Consider the following 19199-nt stretch of genomic DNA (forward strand, 5'->3'; position numbering starts at 1 on the left):
ATTGTCCCCTGGAAATGAAGCCAGCCCTCGTTTTGTTGATCTGTATTGGCGTTACGAGTACTCGAAGTAATAGGGCTGGCTTCATTTCCTACGTGTAAGACCCCGTGACAAGCCAATTCCGGAAAGAGAGGCACAGTGTTACAGATTTAAAAATGCATTTGGTCTGCGTTACCAAATATCGCCGTTCAGTATTCACATCTGAAAGTTTGGGATTAATTGAAAAGTCTTTCCGCGAAGTTGCTCAAAAAATGGACTTTGTAGTGCTTGAATTCAATGGCGAGAGTAACCATGTTCACGCGCTGATTGAGTATCCCCCCAAGCTGTCTGTTTCTCAGATAGTAAACGCATTGAAAGGCGTATCAAGTCGCAGGTATGGACAAGCTGGGTACAAGAAACTCCACAAAGAAGCTTTATGGAGTCCTAGCTACTTCGCCGTCTCTGTAGGAGGTGCACCAATAGAAGTACTAAAGCGATACATTAGAAATCAAGAAAAGCCGTCCTAGAAGGACGGGGCTTGTATCCCAAAATTTTTGGTCAGTCCAATTAAAAAAGCAATGAAAATAACTGCTAACCAACCCCATAGATGACAAATAAGTAACACTTAATCAGAAACGACTGACAAAGATGGTAAATTGTGGATTTCCTCACGCACACTCATAAGGATTCTACCGAGATGATTGTGACCCGTTTTATCTACACCACAACCCCAGAAATAATCGGTTGGTGAGTTTTCTACAATCAAGTTATCACCAGTCGTTAAAAGGATTTCTCTAATATCACTATGTGTCAGAAACTTCAGTAGTACAGCTTCTCGCATCACTTGAGTTTTGACTTCCTCCCAGTCTAAACGAACTTGGCGCGTGCAGTCGCGTCCTAATGCCGCAGCAAGTTCTGGTGTTTCAGCACTATGGATAAGAGGTATGATCATAGCATCTGAGGTTCCAACAAACTTTTGAGCTTGATAATAATGCTCAACTGTTGACCAAAAGATGTCTTGCATGACGATTCCATGAGGAGAAAAATTGGAGAAACAGCCGTAGGGCTGCCAAACCTTGTAAAAGTAAATGGTCATTTGAAAATTGCTGTTTTATACATTAATATCCACTATCACGGTAGATACTAGCAAGAAACAGTCTGCTTTGAATTCCACCACAGTACTTGTCTCAAGGTAGAAGATTGCTTTCAAAATAAAGTTCTATGGTGAAGTCAAAAGTCGTAGCGAGAGGTTAATAATGGAAGCAAAAACTGAAAAGACCAACCAACGTGTCCCGTTGATTGTTGCTGGAATTTTCCTAGGTGTAGGTCTTAGTGGCTTCTTTGATGGCATTGTACTGCATCAGATTCTTCAGTGGCATCATATGTTGAGTAACGTTCGACCTCTGACCACAATGTCTAATATAGATGTGAATACAGTCTGGGACGGCTTATTTCACGCTTTTGATTGGATCATGACTGTAATTGGAGTGGTATTGCTATGGCGGGCAGGAGGGCGTGAAGATGTTCCTTGGTCATCCAACATCTACTTTGGGTCAATACTTATCGGTGCTGGATTGTTCGATGTCGTTGAAGGAGTCATTGACCATCAGATTCTTGGCATTCATCATGTCAAACCAGGACCAAATCAGTTAGCCTGGGATTTGGGATTTCTTGCTTTCGGTGCGCTTCTTGTTATCGTTGGGTTGGTATTGGTACAAAAAAACGGTAAAAATTATGAATTATGAGTGCTCAATGAAAATTTCATAATTCATAACTTGTATCATGTCCGCAGATGCTTTTGAAAAAACAAGCTGGGTTTGGCAGAGTTCCCAGTTTCAACAACAAGTTGGAGAATGGTTTGAGTACCAGTTATCCAGATTTGATTGGGCTTTGCCAAAGTTCTCACCTCAGTGGTCTATTAGTCCGTGGATGCTGAAGCTGCTGAACTTTATTTTTTGGCTCTTACTGGGGTTATTTGTAGTTTGGGTTGGTTGGCGTTTGTGGCGAGAACTCCGCCCTTATTTTAATTCTTGGCTGGCTGGTCACAATTGGACTAATTCTCAAGCAAAAACTGCAGAAAGTGAATTATCTGTAGATCAGTTGTTGACACGATCGCAAGAATTTTCCCGTCAAGGTAATTACCGTCAGGCATGCCGTTATCTTTACTTCGCTATGTTGCAGCACTTGCATGGGCAAGGAATCCTCCCTCACAAATCTAGCCGTACAGATGGAGAATATTTGCAATTGCTACGAATGTTTGCGATTTCAATCCAGCCCTATGAAACTTTGATGACTACTCACGAACAATTGTGTTTTGGCAATGCTGAAATTTCGGCAGACAATTATCAGCATTGTCAGCAAGCGTATCGGGAGATTTCCAATACATGAAACGTTCAAACCGTCTGACTTGGATTGGGGCGATCGCCTTGGGAGTGATGCTACTACTCAGTTTCTTCACCGCCCCAACCAGCAGCAACATCAATAGTGGTTCCACCTACAACCGCGCTCCCGACGGTTACGGCGCTTGGTATGCTTATATGGAAAACCAAAAAACTGGTATCAAGCGTTGGCAAAAGCCTTTTAGTGATTTAAATACAGAAAAACGTCCCATTACTTTATTACAAATCAACAGCCGCTTGGGCGATGGGCTGTATGATCACGAAAAACAATGGGTAGAAAAAGGCAATAATTTGGTTATTTTAGGTGTGGGGGCGGCGAGTACAGCAGCAGACTTCACCACCATGCAAAAATCTCTAAGAGGAGATGTCAAAATTGAGACGCGAAGACGGCGACGACTCAAAACTCAAGAAAAGGTTTCTTTGGGCGATCGCTTTGGTGCAGTTGTTTGGGAAGAAAATTACGGTCAAGGAAAAGCTATTTTTTCTACGACTCCCTACTTAGCTGCCAATGCCTACCAAGACTATCAAAGTAATTTTCAGTATTTATCAGATTTAGTCACTCAAAAAGGTCATTTATTATTTGTAGATGAATACATCCACGGCTACAAGGAACCTAGTGTCAGAAAAAGAGAAGGCAAAGGGGATTTCTTAAGTTATTTTACCAAAACTCCTGTATTTCCAGCTTTCTTACAAGCAGGCATACTGCTACTGGTGCTTATTTGGTCGCAAAATAGGCGCTTTGGCAAGCCAGTTGCATTAGATGTGCCAGTCGTTGACAACAGTGAAGCCTACATCAAAGCTTTGGCAGGAGTTTTGCAAAAAGCTAAATCCAGCGACTTTGTTGTAGAAATGATCGGAAAAGCAGAACAATTGCAACTACAAAAAGCTTTAGGATTGGGGCAAGAATTACTGGATCAGCAAACTATAATCAATGCTTGGGTACAGCAAACAGGGATTCCTCCTACAGAACTAGAAGAGGTGTTAAAACGACAATCCCAAAAACGCCACATGAGTGAATCAGAACTGTTAAGCTGGTTGGGGAAATGGCAAACTCTTCGGAGAATTAAAAATTCATAATTAACAATTACCTTCTATATAAAAATGCTATTTGATTTTTGAAACACACGTAGGGTGGGCACTGCTAGTCAGATCCTGCCCACTTATATGAAGGTTTTAGTGGCAGTGCCCACCCTACACTACTCTACACTACTCAAGATTTTTCATAAATGATTTAGGATTGCTATAGTATTTTAAATAATTAGGGAAATTTTCTATAGCTTTTAACTCTGCGTCCTCTGTAGTTTTTAAAAATGCTTTTGTGCCTGACGTTAATTGTTTATAAATAATAATGAGCGAAATCAATCCTGTATTAAATCGCCTCAGTCAAGAACTTAATCGAGTTGTAGTCGGTCAATCCACCCTAATACACCAGCTTTTGATAGCTTTGCTTGCAGGTGGACATGTGATTTTGGAAGGAGTACCAGGAACTGGGAAAACACTGCTTGTAAAAGTTTTGGCACAGCTTATTCAAGCTGATTTTCGCCGAATTCAACTGACACCAGATGTTCTACCATCAGATATTACTGGAACAAATATTTTCGATCTAAACACCCGCAGTTTCAGCCTGAAAAAGGGACCAGTTTTTACCGAAGTGCTGCTTGCAGATGAAATCAACCGAACTCCCCCCAAAACCCAAGCGGCGCTGCTAGAAGCAATGGAAGAGACGCAGGTGACACTGGATGGTGAAAGTTTGGCGTTACCAGAGTTATTTTGGGTAATTGCAACGCAAAATCCTTTGGAATTTGAAGGTACTTATCCTCTACCAGAAGCACAATTGGACAGATTTGTCTTCAAACTAGTGGTAGATTATCCTGACCAAGCTGCTGAAAAGCAAATGTTACTCAATCGTCAGGCGGGATTTGCAGCACGACGTCTAGATATTGCTCGTTTACAGCCAGTCGCAACAATACCTCAAATTTTGTCAGCACGACAAGTCGTCAGAGAAGTTAAAGTTTCTGAAACAATCATTGATTATCTGCTTTTGTTAGTCAGAACCTCGCGACAATATCCTGATTTAAGTTTAGGTGCATCTCCTCGGGCTGCTGGTTTGTGGTTGCAGACATCACAAGCAGCAGCGTACTTAGCTGGACGAAATTTTGTCACTCCGGATGATGTGAAAGCAGTTGCATCACCACTACTACGTCATCGTTTGATTTTGAAACCAGAAGCGATGTTAGATGGTGTACAAATTGATGGGGCGATCGCATCAATATTAAATAAAGTGCCAGTCCCAAGGTAAAATATTTTTTTTGCAACACAACCTTTATGGAACATTGTAAATAATGGCACAGAGTGACGCTTATGAACGCATTGCCAAGGCTGCACTCAATCAATATGGTGTAGTTCAGAAAGAACTTCGGTTTCTGGGTCATAGTGGAAACGTGACCTTTTATGTGGAAGCACCAGAGGAAAAGTTTCTCCTCCGTATCCACCAACCATTTTCAGGGTTACAGGATGATATATGGCTTAGACCAGATGTTATTGAATCAGAACTTTTGTGGCTTGTGGCCTTGCGTCACCAGACCAATATCATAGTGCAAGAGCCAGTGCAAAATCTGGAGGGTAGATGGGTGACACAAGTGTTAGCAGATGATACCCAAGATGTTTTTTATTGCTCATTGCTACGTTGGATTGATGGCTACGTCTCGGATACTCATCGAACACCACAACAAGCTTACCAGCTTGGCTCATTAACGGCTCAACTGCATCGCCATAGCAGTCAATGGAAATTACCACAAAATTTTGTACGCCCAATATTTGATGAAAATCGTCTGCGTGCAGCACTATCAGCATTTTACCCAGCAGTGTCCTATGGCTTGATTTCACCAGAGCATTATAGGATGCTTACACAAGCAACCCAAAAGATTGAAAGCATGATGAAAACACTGGGTCAAGCACAAGATGTTTGGGGATTAATTCATGCAGACTTACATGACAGCAATTATCTATTTCACAACGAAGAAATTCGACCCATTGATTTCGCTCGTTGTGGCTTTGGATACTACCTTTATGATATTGCTGAGTCAATTCAATATTTACTGCCTCAAGTACGATTCTCCTTTTTTGAAGGGTATCAAACTATTCGTCAGTTACCTGAGCGTTACTTAGAAATAGTAGAGGGATTCTTTATCATGGCAATAATATATAATTACTCGTTTCATCTGAATAATCCAAAAGAACATGAATGGATTTCAAATGATGTTCAACATATTGCTAAGAGGCACCTTCATAAATATCTTGAAGGTGAGTCGTTTTTGCTTGAATCACAACTTGTACCTACCGAATAAACCCGGAAAAAACAATTAGAGAGTGCATAAGTGTGGCAGTAGACAACGGGTAAGGGTTCAGTAAGATGTAGTTGTAAATTAACAAATGCTTCCTTCTAAACGAGTTTATTTTTTATTGATACTGGGAATTGCGATCGCCTCAACTTTAGCCTTCTTTATCAGCATTCAGGTAAGTCTATTTATAACTTTGCTGTTTGATATGACCGTGCTGGGATTGATGGTTGTGGATGGTTTGCAAGTTCGACAACATCGCGTGCAGATGACACGCGAAATACCCTCGCGATTGTCCATTGGACGAGAGAATCCAGTTTTACTCAAGGTAACATCAGCAAATGCCAACGCGATCATTCAAATCCGCGATGACTACCCAACTAGTTTTGGAGTGTCTGTCCCCGCACTACGCGCCACTGTTCCTAGTCAGAGTACTCAAGAATTAACTTATAGCGTCCATCCCACAAGGCGCGGAGAGTTTTCTTGGGGGGATATTCAGGTGAGACAACTTGGTGCTTGGGGATTAGCTTGGGATGATAGAAAGATTTTTCACAGTCTAAAAGTGAAAGTTTATCCAGATTTAGTGGGGTTGCGATCGCTCTCAATTCGCTTAGTGCTGCAATCATCAGGAGTCAACCGTCAATCTCGCCAATTTAATATTGGCACAGAATTTGCTGAACTCCGGAACTATCGCGCTGGTGATGATTTGCGGTTTATTGATTGGAAAGCAACTGCCCGTCGTGTGGGCGCTTATGGTACACCACCATTGGTGAAGGTACTTCAAAGCGAACAAGAGCAAACCTTGGTTATTTTGTTGGATCGAGGACGGTTAATGACAGCAAAAGTACGGGGTTTGCAGCGATTTGACTGGGGTTTGAATGCGACTTTGTCCTTAGCTTTGGCTGGATTACATCGGGGCGATCGCGTGGGCGTAGGCGTTTTTGACCGCCAAATGCATACTTGGATTCCTCCAGAACGCGGTCAACATCGCCTGAGTCACCTGATTGACCGCTTAACTCCCATTCAACCAGTGTTGTTAGAATCTGATTACGTAGGGGCAGTTACAAGTGTTGTGCAGCAGCAAACTAGGCGAAGTCTTGTGGTAGTTATAACTGATTTAGTTGATATGACCGCCTCTGGTGAACTTCTAGCCGCACTCACCAGGCTTACACCTCGCTACTTGTCGTTTTGCGTCACCCTACGCGATCCCTTAGTTGACCATTTGGCACATACTACCACCCCCCCTCAATCCCCCCCTTTCAAAGGGAGGGAAGACGGAGTGATAGCTGCCTATACTCGTGCTGTCGCCCTAGATTTATTAGCACAACGACAAGTCGCGTTTGCCCAACTCAAACACAAAGGTGTGTTGGTGTTAGATGCGCCAGCCAATCAAGTGACAGATCAATTAGTAGATAAATATTTGCAAATCAAAGCACGGAATCTGCTTTAACTCATATCTCGCTTTTCACCTCACCCTCGCTTTTTGCTACGCAAAAATCTTTCCCTCTCCTTTATAAGGAGAGCCAGTGCGTTGGGGAGCCAGTACTGCAGGAGGGTCTCCCTCCGTAGGTATCTGGCGTCCGGCTTTGCCGACTTGAAGCACCTGGCGTGAGGGATGCCCGACAGGGCAGGGTGAGGTTCCGTAAGTCCTGCTTTTGAATCAGTATCAGTTATCAGGTTTCACTGCTTTAAACTTGCGACTACAATAAGCCACCAAAAGCATCAATAATCCCATCCCAACAAGATATTTAAAAACTTCTGGAACACTAGGATGAGGAGAGAAAAAGCCTTCAATAATACCAGCAAGAATCAACATTGGTACAATACCAAATATCAACTGTACCGCTTGAGAACCGTAGAATTTCAGTGCATCTACACGACGATATTTACCAGGAAATAAAATAGCTCTTCCAAGTAAAAAACCTGCACCACCTGCAAAAAAGATGGCTGGTAATTCTAGGGAACCATGCGGAAAAACAAATGCCCAAAAAGGATAAGCAAGATGATTTTGACCCACCAAGGTAGCAATAGCACCAATCGACAAGCCATTAAAAATCATCAAATAGGCTGTAAAAACTCCTGCGGTGATTCCACCAGCAACAGCACCAAAGGATACTGACAGGTTGTTAATCATAATACCGGTAGACGCTAGGGGTTCAATGCCGACAATAGACCCCATCCACAATTTCTGCTCGTCTCGTACCAATTTGATCAGTTTTTCTGGAACTACAATTGACAGAAAAGTTGGATCTTGCCAAGCATACCACCAAGCAATGATTGCTCCTACTAAAAATAGGGCAATGGCAGTTGCTGTATATGGAAATGTCTGTTGCACTACGGCTGGTAATCCCCATTTGTAAAATTGCACTACAGCTTGCCACTCTTGTCGTCGTGAACCTTGGTAAATTTGGCTATAACCTCTATTTGTTAATAAATGTAAATTTTGTATTAAAATATTACCCAATTGTTGAGTACGAGCGCGAGCCAAATCTGCGGCTACTGAACGATATAAACTTGCTAATTCTCTAATTTCTGTAGCCCGTAGAGACTTTAGTCCTTTTTTCTCTACCTGCCTTAGTAAGGCGTCCAATCGCTGCCAATTTGGTTCTCGCCGCGCGATCCATCGTTGAATATTCATGAATTTTTAGAATACTGAGTATTAACTTATCCTAAAATAGCCTCACATTTACCGCCCTACTTTACAAGAGAGACTTAGACATCATGTCATATAACATTGGTTCTCCGAGTCCGATACAACCTCTCAGTCTTGGAAATGTTGTCAGCGCAGGATTACGGTTATATCGCTCTCATCTTAAGGATTATTTTTTACTCGCTTTGAAAGCTTATGTATGGCTACTTGTTCCATTTTATGGGTGGGCAAAGTTTTATGCCTTATCAGCGCTGATTTCCCGATTAGCTTTTGGTGAATTGGTGAATCAACCTGAAAGTATTTCGTCTGGTCAGCGTTTTGTCAATTCTCGATTATGGCAGTTTTTTATTACGATACTGTTGATGTTTCTTTTGATAGTGGGGATTTATATCGGTGCTGTAATTTTAGCTGTAATTTTAGCTGTAATTTTAGGTTTGATTTTTTATTTATTGGGAGTGCCATTTGGCGGAATAGCTCAGCAAGGAGATACAGGTGCCGTTCTTATAACAGTGGTCAGTCTTATTATAATAATAGCATTTTTAATAGCATTTTTATGGTTGTTAATGCGGTTTTTTTTAGTGGATGTGCCGCTTGCTATTGAGGATAATATTGATGCTAGGTCAACGATTGCTCGAAGTAGGGAGTTAACTCAAGGTTACGTCTGGCGGATTCTTTTTATTTCGTTGGTTGCCTTTTTAATTACACTACCTTTTCAAATTGTTGTTCAGATTATTACCACTATTATTCCGTTGATTTTTGCACCTTTAGTAGAACAAAATTCATTAGTTTTTAGTACTATTGTTTTTCTGTTAAATTTGGCTGTAAGTTTTGCCAGTGGGGCGGTCGTTTTACCATTCTGGCAAGCAATTAAAGCGGTGATTTACTATGACCTGCGGAGTCGTCGTGAGGGATTAGGCTTGAGATTACGCGACCATGAGATTTAAACGTCAGCAAAAAAATTATTATGCATATATTTAATCGTGTTAAATTCAGGACACCAGAAAGTGTAGAACTGGAGTTTACCCTTGCGGGAATTGGTAATCGCGCTTGGGCACTACTGATTGACTATCTCGTTTTGAGTGTGATATTGATACTGTTCCTTATCGCTTGGATAACTGTTTTCATTCAACTGGCTGATTTGTGGAAATTTATTTTTCGTGATCAAGCAGGTTTTTGGCTGGTGGCGATCGCATTCCTTATTGGCTTCGCTATTTACGTAGGATATTTTGTTTTTTTTGAAACTCTATGGCAAGGTCAAACCCCTGGTAAACGCTTTGCAAAAATTCGTGTGGTGCGAGATGATGGTAGACCGATTGGGCTGCAACAAGCAACACTACGTGCCTTACTGCGACCATTTGACGAAGTTTTGTTTATTGGGGCAATTCTTATCATGTTTAGTAACCAAGAAAAGCGTTTGGGTGATTTAGCCGCTGGCACAATTGTGATTCAAACTCAGACACCCACCACATCAACGACTTTGACTATTTCAGAACAGGCAAAATCTGTGAGCGAGCAATTGCTACAAATTGCCGATTTGTCAGCTATGTTACCTGATGATTTTGCCGTTATTCGAGAATATTTGCACAGACGCCCTGCAATGGCACCAAAGGCAAGAACCTCAGTAGCTCTGCAATTAGCTAAGGATGTCAAAGCTATTATTCACTTAGAAAATATACCAGAAGCTGTCACCCCAGATGTGTTTTTAGAAGCTATTTACCTTGCATATCAAAAATTTTCAAATTTTAGTCATTAGTTAATTGATGAACTAATGACTAAAATCTAAAATTGGCCAGTCTGGTTGGCGATAATAGCGCGTCATGTCGTCAAACTTCCGTAGTTCGGCACGGTTTATGCTCAATTCCAAGGAATTCTCCGCCCATTGCTGATTCAACTGAGAAAACATGGTAGCAAGGTTCTCGTGGTCTAGATTGGGCGCAATTTCTCCAAAATAGCCCAGTGTCACATGAGCGCTAAAGTGATAATGTTGCTCAATCCCCAATGCCATCAAGTGGGAATTTTGATAAATTGCTCGACGCAAGTTAACAATTTGTTCGTAGCTAGCTTCATTTTGAGGTACCAAACAAACGCCTATAGCCCTTGGCATCACTACCAATCCCTGCATTTGCCAGCGAATGGGGTAAGTTTGCGCCTGAGTCGATTGTTGATACTGCCTAAAGATGTCCACAAAGCAAGAACTTAGCTGTTCTTCAAATTTTGGGTTTTTTTCGCGAGCATCATAGTAAGCACTATCCCAAATCAAGTCCGCCAAAGTCAAATGAAAGCTTGCAGGAGGTACAGGCACGATCCAATCAGAGTTTACTCTTAACTGTAAAAGTTCCTGCTGGTAATCCTGTAAGTGTGCGTAGAAAGTAGAGTTGTCTGTTTCTTCTTCCCAAGGTGGGGTGATCACTGTATAGCCAGGAAAAGGTACTGCTTGCCTTCCTTGGTCTGAATGCGGCTGAAATTTAGAAGATGTCTGGATATGCTGGATCTGAGTTTTGTACGCTTCGCTTAGCGTCATCCGCGCTAAACGATTTAAGTAAATTTGATATTTGTCGTCCAACGTTCATATCCTCGAACTCCACGCTTATTGATTGTAGGCAAAATCACCTGCATTAAATCAGGGATTTAGAAAGTATTTAGCTTTTTTGAGGTGGTAGGGTGATGAGGAGAATAAGGAGCACCAAAGAAATATTATAAATAATGACTACTTTCCCCTGATTGTACCTACTTTCTCTAATTTCTCTAACAACAGTGAGGTTCCCTATGCCAGTCTACTTTTACTGGGGTGAGGATGATTTTGCGATAGAAAAGGCGATCGCTCTTGTGCGCGATCGCGTTCTCGATCCCCTGTGGACAAGTTTTAACTACACAGTACTCCCAAACGATTTAGCTGATGCGCCGATTCAAGGATTAAATCAAGTGATGACACCACCTTTTGGCACTGGCGGACGTTTAGTATGGCTTGCCAATACAACCGTTTGCCAGCAATTCTCAGAAAATGTGTTATCAGAACTGGAGCGAACTTTGCCAGTCATCCCCGAAGATTCATATTTGTTACTCACCAGTAGTCACAAACCAGATGAGCGTCTCAAATCAACCAAAATTTTGAAAAAATTTGCTGAATTCAAAGAATTTTCTTTAATTCCACCTTGGAAGACGGAACTACTAATGCAGTCTGTCAGTCAAGCTGCTCAATCAGTAGGAGTGAAACTAACTCAATCGAGTGTAGAGATGTTGGCAGATGCTGTAGGGAATAATACACGCCTTCTCTACAATGAGTTGGAGAAATTACGGCTTTACGCTGAAGGCAGCAATCAACCTTTGGACACAGACGCCGTTGCTCAGTTAGTCCGAAATACAACTCAAAATAGCCTACAATTAGCTGCAACAATTAGAACAGGGGACACAGCTAGAGCTTTAGCGATATTAATCGATCTTATTAATGCTTGTGAACCTCCTTTGCGAATAGTTGCCACCCTCATTGGTCAATTTCGCACTTGGTTATGGGTCAAGCTCATGATAGAAAGTGGTGAGCGCAATTCACAAGTTATTGCTAAAGCTGCGGAGATAGGCAATCCCAACCGCATTTACTATCTACAAAAAGAAATTCAATCTGTTTCTGTACAGCAACTTCTTGCCACTTTACCTATATTGTTAGATTTAGAAGTTAGTCTCAAACAAGGAGCTTCAGATATGTCAACACTTCAGACTAAAGTCATAGAGCTTTGTCAAGTCTATCAAAGAACTTAACAAGAAAAACAAACATTTTCTTGTTTGAGTGTTTTCTGGAACTTCTGACTCTTAAAATAATTCACAGTGATTAAGATATCCCGACTGTAGTTGTTTCATCAAACAAATGAAAAGATATTACCATCGCTTTTTCCGACTTAGTCTAATTCGGATACTTGCCCAATCTTTGTTTGTGGGCACCGTTGCAACTGCAAGTTTGGTTTCTAGTACTTTAGTTTTGAGTTCAAAAGCCGATGCTCAAGCTGCACAAGCAGTGAATCCTGGTGAACTTAGAAACTATGCTAGAGCTATGTTAAAAATGGAACCTGAGCGTCAACAAGCCTTTGACGACATTAAAAAAATTATGGGTACCGGGGAGGTTCCAAAGATTGTTTGTAACGATAACAACAGCTTCAGTAGTCTTCCTGGCAAAGCAAGAGAAATTGCTGTAAATTACTGTCAACGCTATCAAAAAGCTGTTGAAGATAATGGTCTTTCTATTGATAGGTATAACACCATTACGACACAGGTTCAAGGTAATGATGATTTAAAACGAAAGATGTACAATGAATTACTTCGCCAACAAAAAATGCCTAAATCCCCGTAAATCAAACTGAAACAATCAAAAAAATCAAGAAAAATTCTTTCTCCTGGTTAAAACTGCTATAAGCATTTTAGAGCTTGTCACTAATCAAAAAAGGGCAAACTTCATAGTCCATAGTCTTATGTCGAACCTTTTGGTAAAAGAAGATATAGCAACTGTATGTCATACTCAATTGCAATCTGTGATGTCACTTTGAGACATAAGATTTCCACACTACACTACGTTCGGATCGCTGCGGATAGATTACGCTTTAACAATGCAACTTGATATCAGTTTCTGTAGTATTGAACTATCTAGATATCTCAAATCCAAAATTTGAGTTAATGGTTCTGAATGGGTGTATAATCATCTATCTGTACTGTTGATAATTAATTTTAGCAATACGAAGATTCTGGAAAGAAAAAGATTCGCATTGCGGCACATTAGTCTATAAGATTTGCAAGTTTTTTTGTCAGTAACGATTTAACTTCTAGATATATAAAAAAATAGAAAAATGTCATATTGAGCGTTATGCAGGAAAGCAGAGTCTCTCGGAAATTCCACCTTTTGGAAACCCGCGATAACTAAGCATCTTTGCTTGGCTCAAAATGACATTATTGTATCAAATATCCCGTTTTTGTAGTGAGTACATAATAATACGATTCTAATATAGTCAGAAAGTACCCTTAGGGGTACTCTTTTTATGAAGAGGTATCAAACCACAAGTAAACAGAAGTATGTAAAAAAAATTAATGTGCTAAAACTCCTTCCCTTGAGCATCGCTGTCACTGTCGCGTTCGTTCCTGCGAAACACGCTACGCTCCTAATTTTCTTTCTAGATATAAATATTATAATAGCTGAAAAAGCTTAATTTTCACAATTTAAAAATGCTTGTCGCTTTGCATGAATATTTCTCATGTGCTTTTTTACTGTATTCATAGAAATGTAAAGTTGATCTGCAATCTCTTTATAGCTAAACTTTCCTCTATAAAGACACCAAATCTCTGCTTCTCGTCGTGTTAATTTATATTTGTTAACCTCCACAATGGCAATATTTTTCAAAGACTCATATTTATTTTCCATACTCACCAATAGATAAGATCTATTACATTTTTCTAAATTAAGCCATCTAGCACGAACACAGAAAACTTTTGACTTATCTACGACAATCTCATGAGAGAGAATCATAGTTTTTTTGGCTAAATTACTACGGTTTTCTAATAATGTCTCGCAAAGACTCCAGATAGCAGGTGGTATATAATTGGAACTGTCTTGATTAATTTGAGAAACGATATTACAAGCAGATGTATTTGCATGAATCAGTTCACCTGTCTCGTTCAAAAGTAAAATACCGTCTTGTAAGCCTTCAATCACTTCTTGGAAAAAATAAGCTCGCAGAGAATCATGTAACTCAATATTATCTAACTGTTGTCGTTGAACTGTTTTTTCTCTAGATAGTGGTGAGATTTTTCTTGTGGTTATCATGGGACATACTTTATTTTGCATAACACTATTCTTTATTTAGTAGTTTTTTTTCTGTTGAAAATATGTACCTTAATTGTCTGCATGATATTGCAGAACAATGACACATAGGAATGCAAAGGAGTGTGTCATAGACAACATGGCACACATGAGAGTGAACTTTCAGAAGTTTTTATAGCCCTCTTAACAACTTAGTTTTGAATACAGCTGTTAAATACTCTATTTCGGATATAGCTTTTGTAAGTGTAAATTAATTTATGTATATGCCAATCGTTATAAAAGCGTTGACTCACTTTGGATTTCAGGGGGAGCATTGTCAATAGGAGCATCTGAATATCAATAAGCTGGCAATCGCATTAAGACTTGCTTATGCTTAACAGCTTATCAAGCAAATAATTTAAATCTTGCAAGCTGGATTTCAATCGTTTCAGGCAAGATTTTACTGAGTTCTTTAGTGTCTCGAAATTGCAAAATTTGTGATGATGGTAAGTCAAAAGGAAACTGCCCTGCTATATCTGAGCGTTCCATTTGGGCTAGTAGAATTTGTTCAGAACACTTACTTTGAATAGCATAACCAATTTCAATACAGACAAATGGGCTAGGAAGCAGTAGATCCGTTTCTTTACCCTCAATTTTAGTAATAGGTCTTTCTATTCAACTTTGTACAAGCTTACACGCAGATGCATTCCTAAATGACAACAACACCCAAACCTCTACTAGATAAGTTATTTCCTCTTATTGTTCATTCTAGCCAGGGATGTACTGAGTTTATCACTTGGACAAGTGTAAACTGCTCAGTGACAGTGCCCTCTATGCCGCTACATGTGAGGAAATATCACCATTCGAGTTGGGTGTTGCTGTGTTGTTGCGAGACAGATGTGGATTCAACAGCGTTCTTTACCTCTTCACTTGTTTTTCTCTAGCTGTTTTATCTGCCAGGGAAGCTTTTTAGCTTCAATTATTAATTTAGCATTGGTTGAATATGAGTGGTTGTTGTTGAAACTAAAGTTTACCTTCTTAAGCAAACTAATATGTATGAAAATTTTGTTAATGTCTGCGATTTCTATCAGAAACATTGTTGTCAGAAATGAGCAAGTACTCAGTTATTGTTAAATATGAGCAACATTTGAGTTCAAAGCAAACCTTTGGTAGTCAGTAAGTCAGTATCGAAATTCTCTACTTCCCACTTTCTCGGGAACTGTTTCTGGGATAACAACCGTCAAAAGCTACAAGGACAAGGAGATGAGGTTCTAGGAGAGTGGAACAATTTCCTACTCTTCTTCTTTTCTTGTTTCTCTCCCTCTTTCTCTTCCCATTTGAGGGTTGCGTGGTTAACAATGAGTTGAATGTGTTCCAAATGATTTAACGTGATGCCCAAAACAGCAAATGAGTACACCGTATACCTTCTACTAGAAAATGGTCACCGTGAACAAGCCCGTTTTCCAACAATTCAAAAATTTTAGAAGTGGTATGGTGGCGAACCTGTGCCGAAGTCTGCTTCTAATGACAATATCCGGGTACCAATCAAAAATATTCAGTCCTGAGTACATGGTCGTGCGTCCGTCTCGGATTGTAGCTATTCGGGTAAGACCCATTTTTTGCTCTAGTGTGGAAAGATTTACCTAAATCATGAGAAAAACGCTTACTTTATTTTTCTTGAGTCTAGGAGTTGCTCTTTTTATTCCACTTTGCTCAGTTTTTGCTCAGGTTCCTGACTTACCACCGATACCAATACCAGTCCCAAGCCAACCTGAGATTTTGCCACTGCCAGTGCCAGTGCCAGTGCCAGTGCCAAAACCCACTCAATTTAGACACCTTATGTCACCATTGATGCGTGTAGATGTGGCGACAATCTGTAGCTCTTCATACAGTTGTTTGGGTTGGGATGAGCAAATTTGGGGTGAAAACGGGAAAGCAGGCGATAGCAAGGCACTGTTAACAGCAATAGACAACAGCTTGTATTACCTAACAACTGATAAGGCTGCAGCAGTTTATCGAAATTATCCTATTAGAGAGATTACCCTTGACCGCGTCCGACGTAGTTTGCTGCGTTTCCGCCAACTGGTTGTTAGCTGTGAGTCACCAGCACAACTGCAAGCTGCTATTCGTCAGGAGTTTGTCTTTTACCAGTCTTCTGGAAATGATCGCAATGGTAACGTGAGGTTTACTGCTTATTACGAGCCTGTATATACCGCGAGTCGCGTACGGACACCAGTCTATCAGTATCCCATTTATCGACGACCACCCGACTTTGAGAGATGGGCGAAGCCACATCCAAAACGGGTTGATTTAGAAGGAAAAGATGCTTTACTCGGCGATAGAAGCCGGTTACGTGGTTTGGAGTTATTTTGGTTTGCCAATCGGTTTGATGCGTACATGGTTCAAATTCAAGGTTCTGCCCAACTCAACTTAACTGATGGTACGACAACATCTGTGGGTTATGGAGGTGCAACAGATTACCCGTGGACAAGCATAGGCAAAGAACTGGCGAAAGATGGCAAACTTCCCTTGAGTGGTTTAACATTGCCAGTTATGACTCAGTATTTTCAGCAGAATCCAAACCAGATGGATAATTATCTGCCGCGCTGGAAACGCTTTGTCTTCTTCCAGGAAACTGGTAGTACAGGGGCTAAAGGAAGTATCCTTGTGCCAGTCACAGCAGAACGTTCTATTGCGACTGATAAATCTATTATGCCTCCAGGAGCATTAGCGCTGATTAACACCAGTTTACCCTTTCCCACTGAGTATGGACAGATGGTGCCTCGTACTGTGAGTCGCTACGTGCTTGACCAAGATGCAGGAAGCGCTATTAAAGGACCAGGACGAGTTGATTATTTTATGGGAACTGGCAAATTAGCTGGCGATCGCGCTGGTATAACGGGTGGCAATGGTAAGCTGTATTATTTATTATTGAAGCAATAACTCTGGCAACTCTTCAATCTTTTCTTTTAGAGGTGATAAGTCACGCCAATACTGCCTGTAAATATATAGTTGTAGGATGTTTTGAACCGCAGATGCACACAGATGTATACAGATAATTTATCTGTGTGCATCTTACGAAAAAGTTAAATATTATTCATCTAAGTGCAAAGAACATAATTCTAATAAAAAGCGACAATTATTTTGCCTATATTTAAGGACTCCTGAAAAAATAACCATGAAATTCAGTACAATTTTAGAAAAATTTGGTGACGCCGCCTCCTCCAATAGCTTCTGTTCCAATAAAGAAAACGACCCAGAAATTACAGGGGTTACAGCAGTTGATGAAGCGACAACGGGTACTCTCAGCTACATTGAAGGAGCAAAATTCGCTTCTATGGTTAGTAAGACAAATGCTAGTGCTTTAATTTTACCTGCAGATGAAACATTACAGGCACAAGCACAAGAACGGAGTATTGTTTGGATTGCAACGCCAGAACCACGACTGTTATTTGCCAAAGCGATCGCATTATTTTATAAACCCTGGCGTCCGACTCCAGAAATTCATCCGACTGCTGTTATTCACCCGACAGCAAAAATTGGTAAACAAGTGTATGTAGGTGCTCATGTTGTGATTCAGCAGGGAGTAGAAATTGGTGATGATGTGTGCATTCATCCTAATGTGGTAATTTATCCAGATGTTAAGATAGGCGATCGCACAACCTTGCACGCCAATTGCACCATCCACGAACGAACTCGTATTGGTGCAGATTGTATGATTCACAGTGGTGCTGTCATTGGTTCAGAAGGCTTTGGCTTTGTTCCCAGTTCCACTGGTTGGGTAAAAATGGAACAATCCGGTTACACTGTTTTAGAAGATAATGTAGAAGTGGGCTGTAATAGCGCTATTGACCGCCCAGCCGTAGGAGAAACACGGATAGGTCGCCAAACTATAATTGACAATCTGGTGCAAATAGGTCACGGTTGCCAAATTGGTGCTGGATGTGCTATAGCAGGTCAGTCTGGTATGGCGGGAGGCGTGAAACTTGGTAATGGTGTTATCCTGGCTGGACAGTCGGGAATTAGCAATCAGGTGAAGATTGGCGATAGGGCGATCGCATCTGCAAAAGCTGGTGTTCATAGTGATATCGCACCAGGTGAAATTGTCTCTGGAAGTCCATCTTTGCCGCACAAACAGTACTTGAAGGTGTCAGCTATCCTCGCTCGCTTACCAGAAATGTATCAAACATTGAGACAGTTACAACGTCAGATTAATAATGGTAATGGTTAGTGCCTGCTGAAATACACATCATTTTGAATTTTGAATTGCTTAACTCAGATCTTGCACCATAATTTTTGTCCGCCAAGAAATAAATTTCTTGGCTCAAAGCTCAAGTAAGCTAAAGCTTACTGGATATGCGTTTCAGTCCGTTTTAACGGACTTTGGCTATAAGCCTTGTAGACGCCTCTGGCGGCTTCCCGCAGGGTACTTCAGTTCAAGGCGTACTCCGGTCGAGGTGCAAGATCTGAGTTAAGGGGTGGGGTTATGCAACGCAATTATTCACCAAAAAATTCCAGTTTGCTTCACTTGAAGAGCGAAAAAAGAAAAGAGCAAAGAGGAAAAGGACAAAACTACAAAATAATACTAAATAACTGAGAATATTCTACCCACCAAATAAACGCCTCTAAAAACCCTTCTTTTCATTCTTATAATTCTCTAAGTTTTTACGATACTGCGTACTACTAGGATCAAGGCGAACAGCTATTTCCAGTTCTGCGATCGCTTCTTCGAGTTTGCCTTGATCGTACAGCGCAATCCCCAGGGCATAGTGAGCATCTGTATAATTTGGGTCGATTTGCAACGCTTTACAGTAAGAGGCGATCGCCTGATCGAGTTTGCCTTGATTTTTCAGCGCAATCCCCAGGTTATTGTGAGCAGTCGCATAATTTGGGTCGATTTGCAACGCTCTTTGGTAACAGGCGATCGCCTGATCGAGTTTGCCTTGATTTTTCAGCGCTAACCCCAGGTTATGGTGAGCAAGTGCCAAATTTGGCTCGATTTGCAACGCTCTTTGGTAAGAGGCGATCGCTTCATCGAGTTTGCCTTGAGCGGACAGCGC

The 19199-nt window shown here is 40.9% G+C and carries 18 protein-coding genes and 2 pseudogenes; 14 read left to right on the forward strand and 6 right to left on the reverse strand.

Going from position 1 to position 19199, the window contains the following annotated elements; all coding sequences use genetic code 11:
- Positions 1 to 104: 104 nt before the first annotated feature.
- Positions 105 to 503, forward strand: a complete 399-nt coding sequence (gene tnpA / locus DP116_RS05180; RefSeq protein ID WP_169154157.1) for an IS200/IS605 family transposase — start codon at positions 105 to 107, stop codon at positions 501 to 503.
- A 98-nt stretch (positions 504 to 601) separates the two neighbouring features.
- Here the strand turns inward: tnpA and ybiA are convergent, their stop codons facing one another.
- A complete protein-coding gene (gene ybiA, locus DP116_RS05185; protein ID WP_169154158.1) occupies positions 602 to 1072 on the reverse strand; it encodes a riboflavin biosynthesis intermediates N-glycosidase in 471 nt (156 codons plus the stop codon).
- Positions 1073 to 1232: 160 nt separating this feature from the next.
- Between ybiA and DP116_RS05190 the strand changes: the two genes are divergently transcribed.
- The 6 genes from DP116_RS05190 (at position 1233) to DP116_RS05215 (ending at position 7163) form a co-directional block, all read left to right on the forward strand.
- Positions 1233 to 1721 carry a DUF2243 domain-containing protein gene (locus DP116_RS05190; RefSeq protein WP_169154159.1) on the forward strand — a complete coding sequence of 163 codons (489 nt, stop codon included), beginning with the start codon at positions 1233 to 1235 and terminating at the stop codon, positions 1719 to 1721.
- Between the two features lie 37 nt (positions 1722 to 1758).
- Positions 1759 to 2364 carry a DUF4129 domain-containing protein gene (locus DP116_RS05195; RefSeq protein ID WP_169154160.1) on the forward strand — a complete coding sequence of 202 codons (606 nt, stop codon included), beginning with the start codon at positions 1759 to 1761 and terminating at the stop codon, positions 2362 to 2364.
- The gene (locus DP116_RS05200; RefSeq protein ID WP_169154161.1) at positions 2361 to 3452 is read left to right on the forward strand and encodes a DUF4350 domain-containing protein; all 1092 of its coding nucleotides are present in this window, start codon (positions 2361 to 2363) and stop codon (positions 3450 to 3452) included. The genes DP116_RS05195 and DP116_RS05200 overlap by 4 nt, the downstream gene beginning before the upstream one ends.
- A gap of 271 nt (positions 3453 to 3723) precedes the next feature.
- Entirely contained in the window at positions 3724 to 4674 is a 951-nt protein-coding gene (locus DP116_RS05205; RefSeq protein ID WP_169154162.1) for an AAA family ATPase, read from the forward strand.
- A 43-nt stretch (positions 4675 to 4717) separates the two neighbouring features.
- Positions 4718 to 5722 carry a phosphotransferase enzyme family protein gene (locus DP116_RS05210; protein WP_169154163.1) on the forward strand — a complete coding sequence of 335 codons (1005 nt, stop codon included), beginning with the start codon at positions 4718 to 4720 and terminating at the stop codon, positions 5720 to 5722.
- A gap of 85 nt (positions 5723 to 5807) precedes the next feature.
- Positions 5808 to 7163, forward strand: coding sequence for a DUF58 domain-containing protein (locus tag DP116_RS05215; RefSeq protein WP_169154164.1), 1356 nt, complete (start codon positions 5808 to 5810; stop codon positions 7161 to 7163).
- A gap of 216 nt (positions 7164 to 7379) precedes the next feature.
- On the opposite strand, the gene DP116_RS05220 is transcribed toward DP116_RS05215, so the two are convergent.
- Positions 7380 to 8351, reverse strand: coding sequence for a stage II sporulation protein M (locus tag DP116_RS05220; protein ID WP_169154165.1), 972 nt, complete (start codon positions 8349 to 8351; stop codon positions 7380 to 7382).
- Positions 8352 to 8434: 83 nt separating this feature from the next.
- On the opposite strand from DP116_RS05220, the gene DP116_RS05225 reads away from it, so the two are divergent.
- Positions 8435 to 9307, forward strand: coding sequence for a DUF975 domain-containing protein (locus DP116_RS05225; RefSeq protein ID WP_169154166.1), 873 nt, complete (start codon positions 8435 to 8437; stop codon positions 9305 to 9307).
- A 20-nt stretch (positions 9308 to 9327) separates the two neighbouring features.
- Positions 9328 to 10116 (forward strand): RDD family protein, encoded by a 789-nt coding sequence (locus tag DP116_RS05230; RefSeq protein ID WP_169154167.1) that lies wholly within the window; start codon positions 9328 to 9330, stop codon positions 10114 to 10116.
- A 12-nt stretch (positions 10117 to 10128) separates the two neighbouring features.
- Here DP116_RS05230 and DP116_RS05235 read toward each other — a convergent pair whose 3' ends face one another.
- Positions 10129 to 10926, reverse strand: coding sequence for a DUF1868 domain-containing protein (locus DP116_RS05235; protein WP_211173085.1), 798 nt, complete (start codon positions 10924 to 10926; stop codon positions 10129 to 10131).
- A 203-nt stretch (positions 10927 to 11129) separates the two neighbouring features.
- Here DP116_RS05235 and holA point away from each other — a divergent pair, with 203 nt between their 5' ends.
- A complete protein-coding gene (gene holA / locus DP116_RS05240; protein WP_169154168.1) occupies positions 11130 to 12116 on the forward strand; it encodes a DNA polymerase III subunit delta in 987 nt (328 codons plus the stop codon).
- A 172-nt stretch (positions 12117 to 12288) separates the two neighbouring features.
- Positions 12289 to 12702 (forward strand): DUF4168 domain-containing protein, encoded by a 414-nt coding sequence (locus DP116_RS05245; protein ID WP_339381623.1) that lies wholly within the window; start codon positions 12289 to 12291, stop codon positions 12700 to 12702.
- Positions 12703 to 13545: 843 nt separating this feature from the next.
- On the opposite strand, the gene DP116_RS05250 is transcribed toward DP116_RS05245, so the two are convergent.
- Together DP116_RS05250 and DP116_RS29030 are read right to left on the reverse strand one after the other, a co-directional pair.
- Positions 13546 to 14184, reverse strand: a complete 639-nt coding sequence (locus DP116_RS05250; protein WP_246275489.1) for a LuxR C-terminal-related transcriptional regulator — start codon at positions 14182 to 14184, stop codon at positions 13546 to 13548.
- Positions 14185 to 14544: 360 nt separating this feature from the next.
- Positions 14545 to 14805, reverse strand: a pseudogene (locus DP116_RS29030) (hypothetical protein); the annotation flags it as partial.
- A 725-nt stretch (positions 14806 to 15530) separates the two neighbouring features.
- On the opposite strand from DP116_RS29030, the pseudogene DP116_RS29035 reads away from it, so the two are divergent.
- From DP116_RS29035 to lpxD, 3 genes and pseudogenes are all read left to right on the forward strand, one after another.
- Positions 15531 to 15786 (forward strand): annotated as a pseudogene (locus DP116_RS29035) (hypothetical protein).
- Positions 15787 to 15789: 3 nt separating this feature from the next.
- Positions 15790 to 17082 (forward strand): murein transglycosylase A, encoded by a 1293-nt coding sequence (mltA, locus tag DP116_RS05265; protein WP_169154170.1) that lies wholly within the window; start codon positions 15790 to 15792, stop codon positions 17080 to 17082.
- A gap of 235 nt (positions 17083 to 17317) precedes the next feature.
- Positions 17318 to 18370 carry a UDP-3-O-(3-hydroxymyristoyl)glucosamine N-acyltransferase gene (gene lpxD / locus DP116_RS05270; RefSeq protein WP_169154171.1) on the forward strand — a complete coding sequence of 351 codons (1053 nt, stop codon included), beginning with the start codon at positions 17318 to 17320 and terminating at the stop codon, positions 18368 to 18370.
- Between the two features lie 394 nt (positions 18371 to 18764).
- Here lpxD and DP116_RS05275 read toward each other — a convergent pair.
- The coding region (locus DP116_RS05275) for a tetratricopeptide repeat protein (protein WP_169154172.1) at positions 18765 to 19199 on the reverse strand (435 nt) is incomplete at its 5' end.

This window comes from Brasilonema bromeliae SPC951 (genome assembly GCF_012912135.1).
Taxonomy (GTDB): domain Bacteria; phylum Cyanobacteriota; class Cyanobacteriia; order Cyanobacteriales; family Nostocaceae; genus Brasilonema; species Brasilonema bromeliae.

Excerpts from the sequence above, each read along its gene's own strand:
- ybiA (WP_169154158.1), bottom strand. The coding sequence starts at position 1,072 with ATGACCATTTACTTTTACAAGGTTTGGCAGCCCTACGGCTGTTTCTCC.
- DP116_RS05190 (WP_169154159.1), top strand. The coding sequence starts at position 1,233 with ATGGAAGCAAAAACTGAAAAGACCAACCAACGTGTCCCGTTGATTGTT.
- DP116_RS05195 (WP_169154160.1), top strand. The coding sequence starts at position 1,759 with ATGTCCGCAGATGCTTTTGAAAAAACAAGCTGGGTTTGGCAGAGTTCC.
- DP116_RS05200 (WP_169154161.1), top strand. The coding sequence starts at position 2,361 with ATGAAACGTTCAAACCGTCTGACTTGGATTGGGGCGATCGCCTTGGGA.
- DP116_RS05205 (WP_169154162.1), top strand. The coding sequence starts at position 3,724 with ATGAGCGAAATCAATCCTGTATTAAATCGCCTCAGTCAAGAACTTAAT.
- DP116_RS05210 (WP_169154163.1), top strand. The coding sequence starts at position 4,718 with ATGGCACAGAGTGACGCTTATGAACGCATTGCCAAGGCTGCACTCAAT.
- DP116_RS05215 (WP_169154164.1), top strand. The coding sequence starts at position 5,808 with ATGCTTCCTTCTAAACGAGTTTATTTTTTATTGATACTGGGAATTGCG.
- DP116_RS05220 (WP_169154165.1), bottom strand. The coding sequence starts at position 8,351 with ATGAATATTCAACGATGGATCGCGCGGCGAGAACCAAATTGGCAGCGA.
- DP116_RS05225 (WP_169154166.1), top strand. The coding sequence starts at position 8,435 with ATGTCATATAACATTGGTTCTCCGAGTCCGATACAACCTCTCAGTCTT.
- DP116_RS05230 (WP_169154167.1), top strand. The coding sequence starts at position 9,328 with ATGCATATATTTAATCGTGTTAAATTCAGGACACCAGAAAGTGTAGAA.
- holA (WP_169154168.1), top strand. The coding sequence starts at position 11,130 with ATGCCAGTCTACTTTTACTGGGGTGAGGATGATTTTGCGATAGAAAAG.
- DP116_RS05250 (WP_246275489.1), bottom strand. The coding sequence starts at position 14,184 with ATGCAAAATAAAGTATGTCCCATGATAACCACAAGAAAAATCTCACCA.
- mltA (WP_169154170.1), top strand. The coding sequence starts at position 15,790 with ATGAGAAAAACGCTTACTTTATTTTTCTTGAGTCTAGGAGTTGCTCTT.
- lpxD (WP_169154171.1), top strand. The coding sequence starts at position 17,318 with ATGAAATTCAGTACAATTTTAGAAAAATTTGGTGACGCCGCCTCCTCC.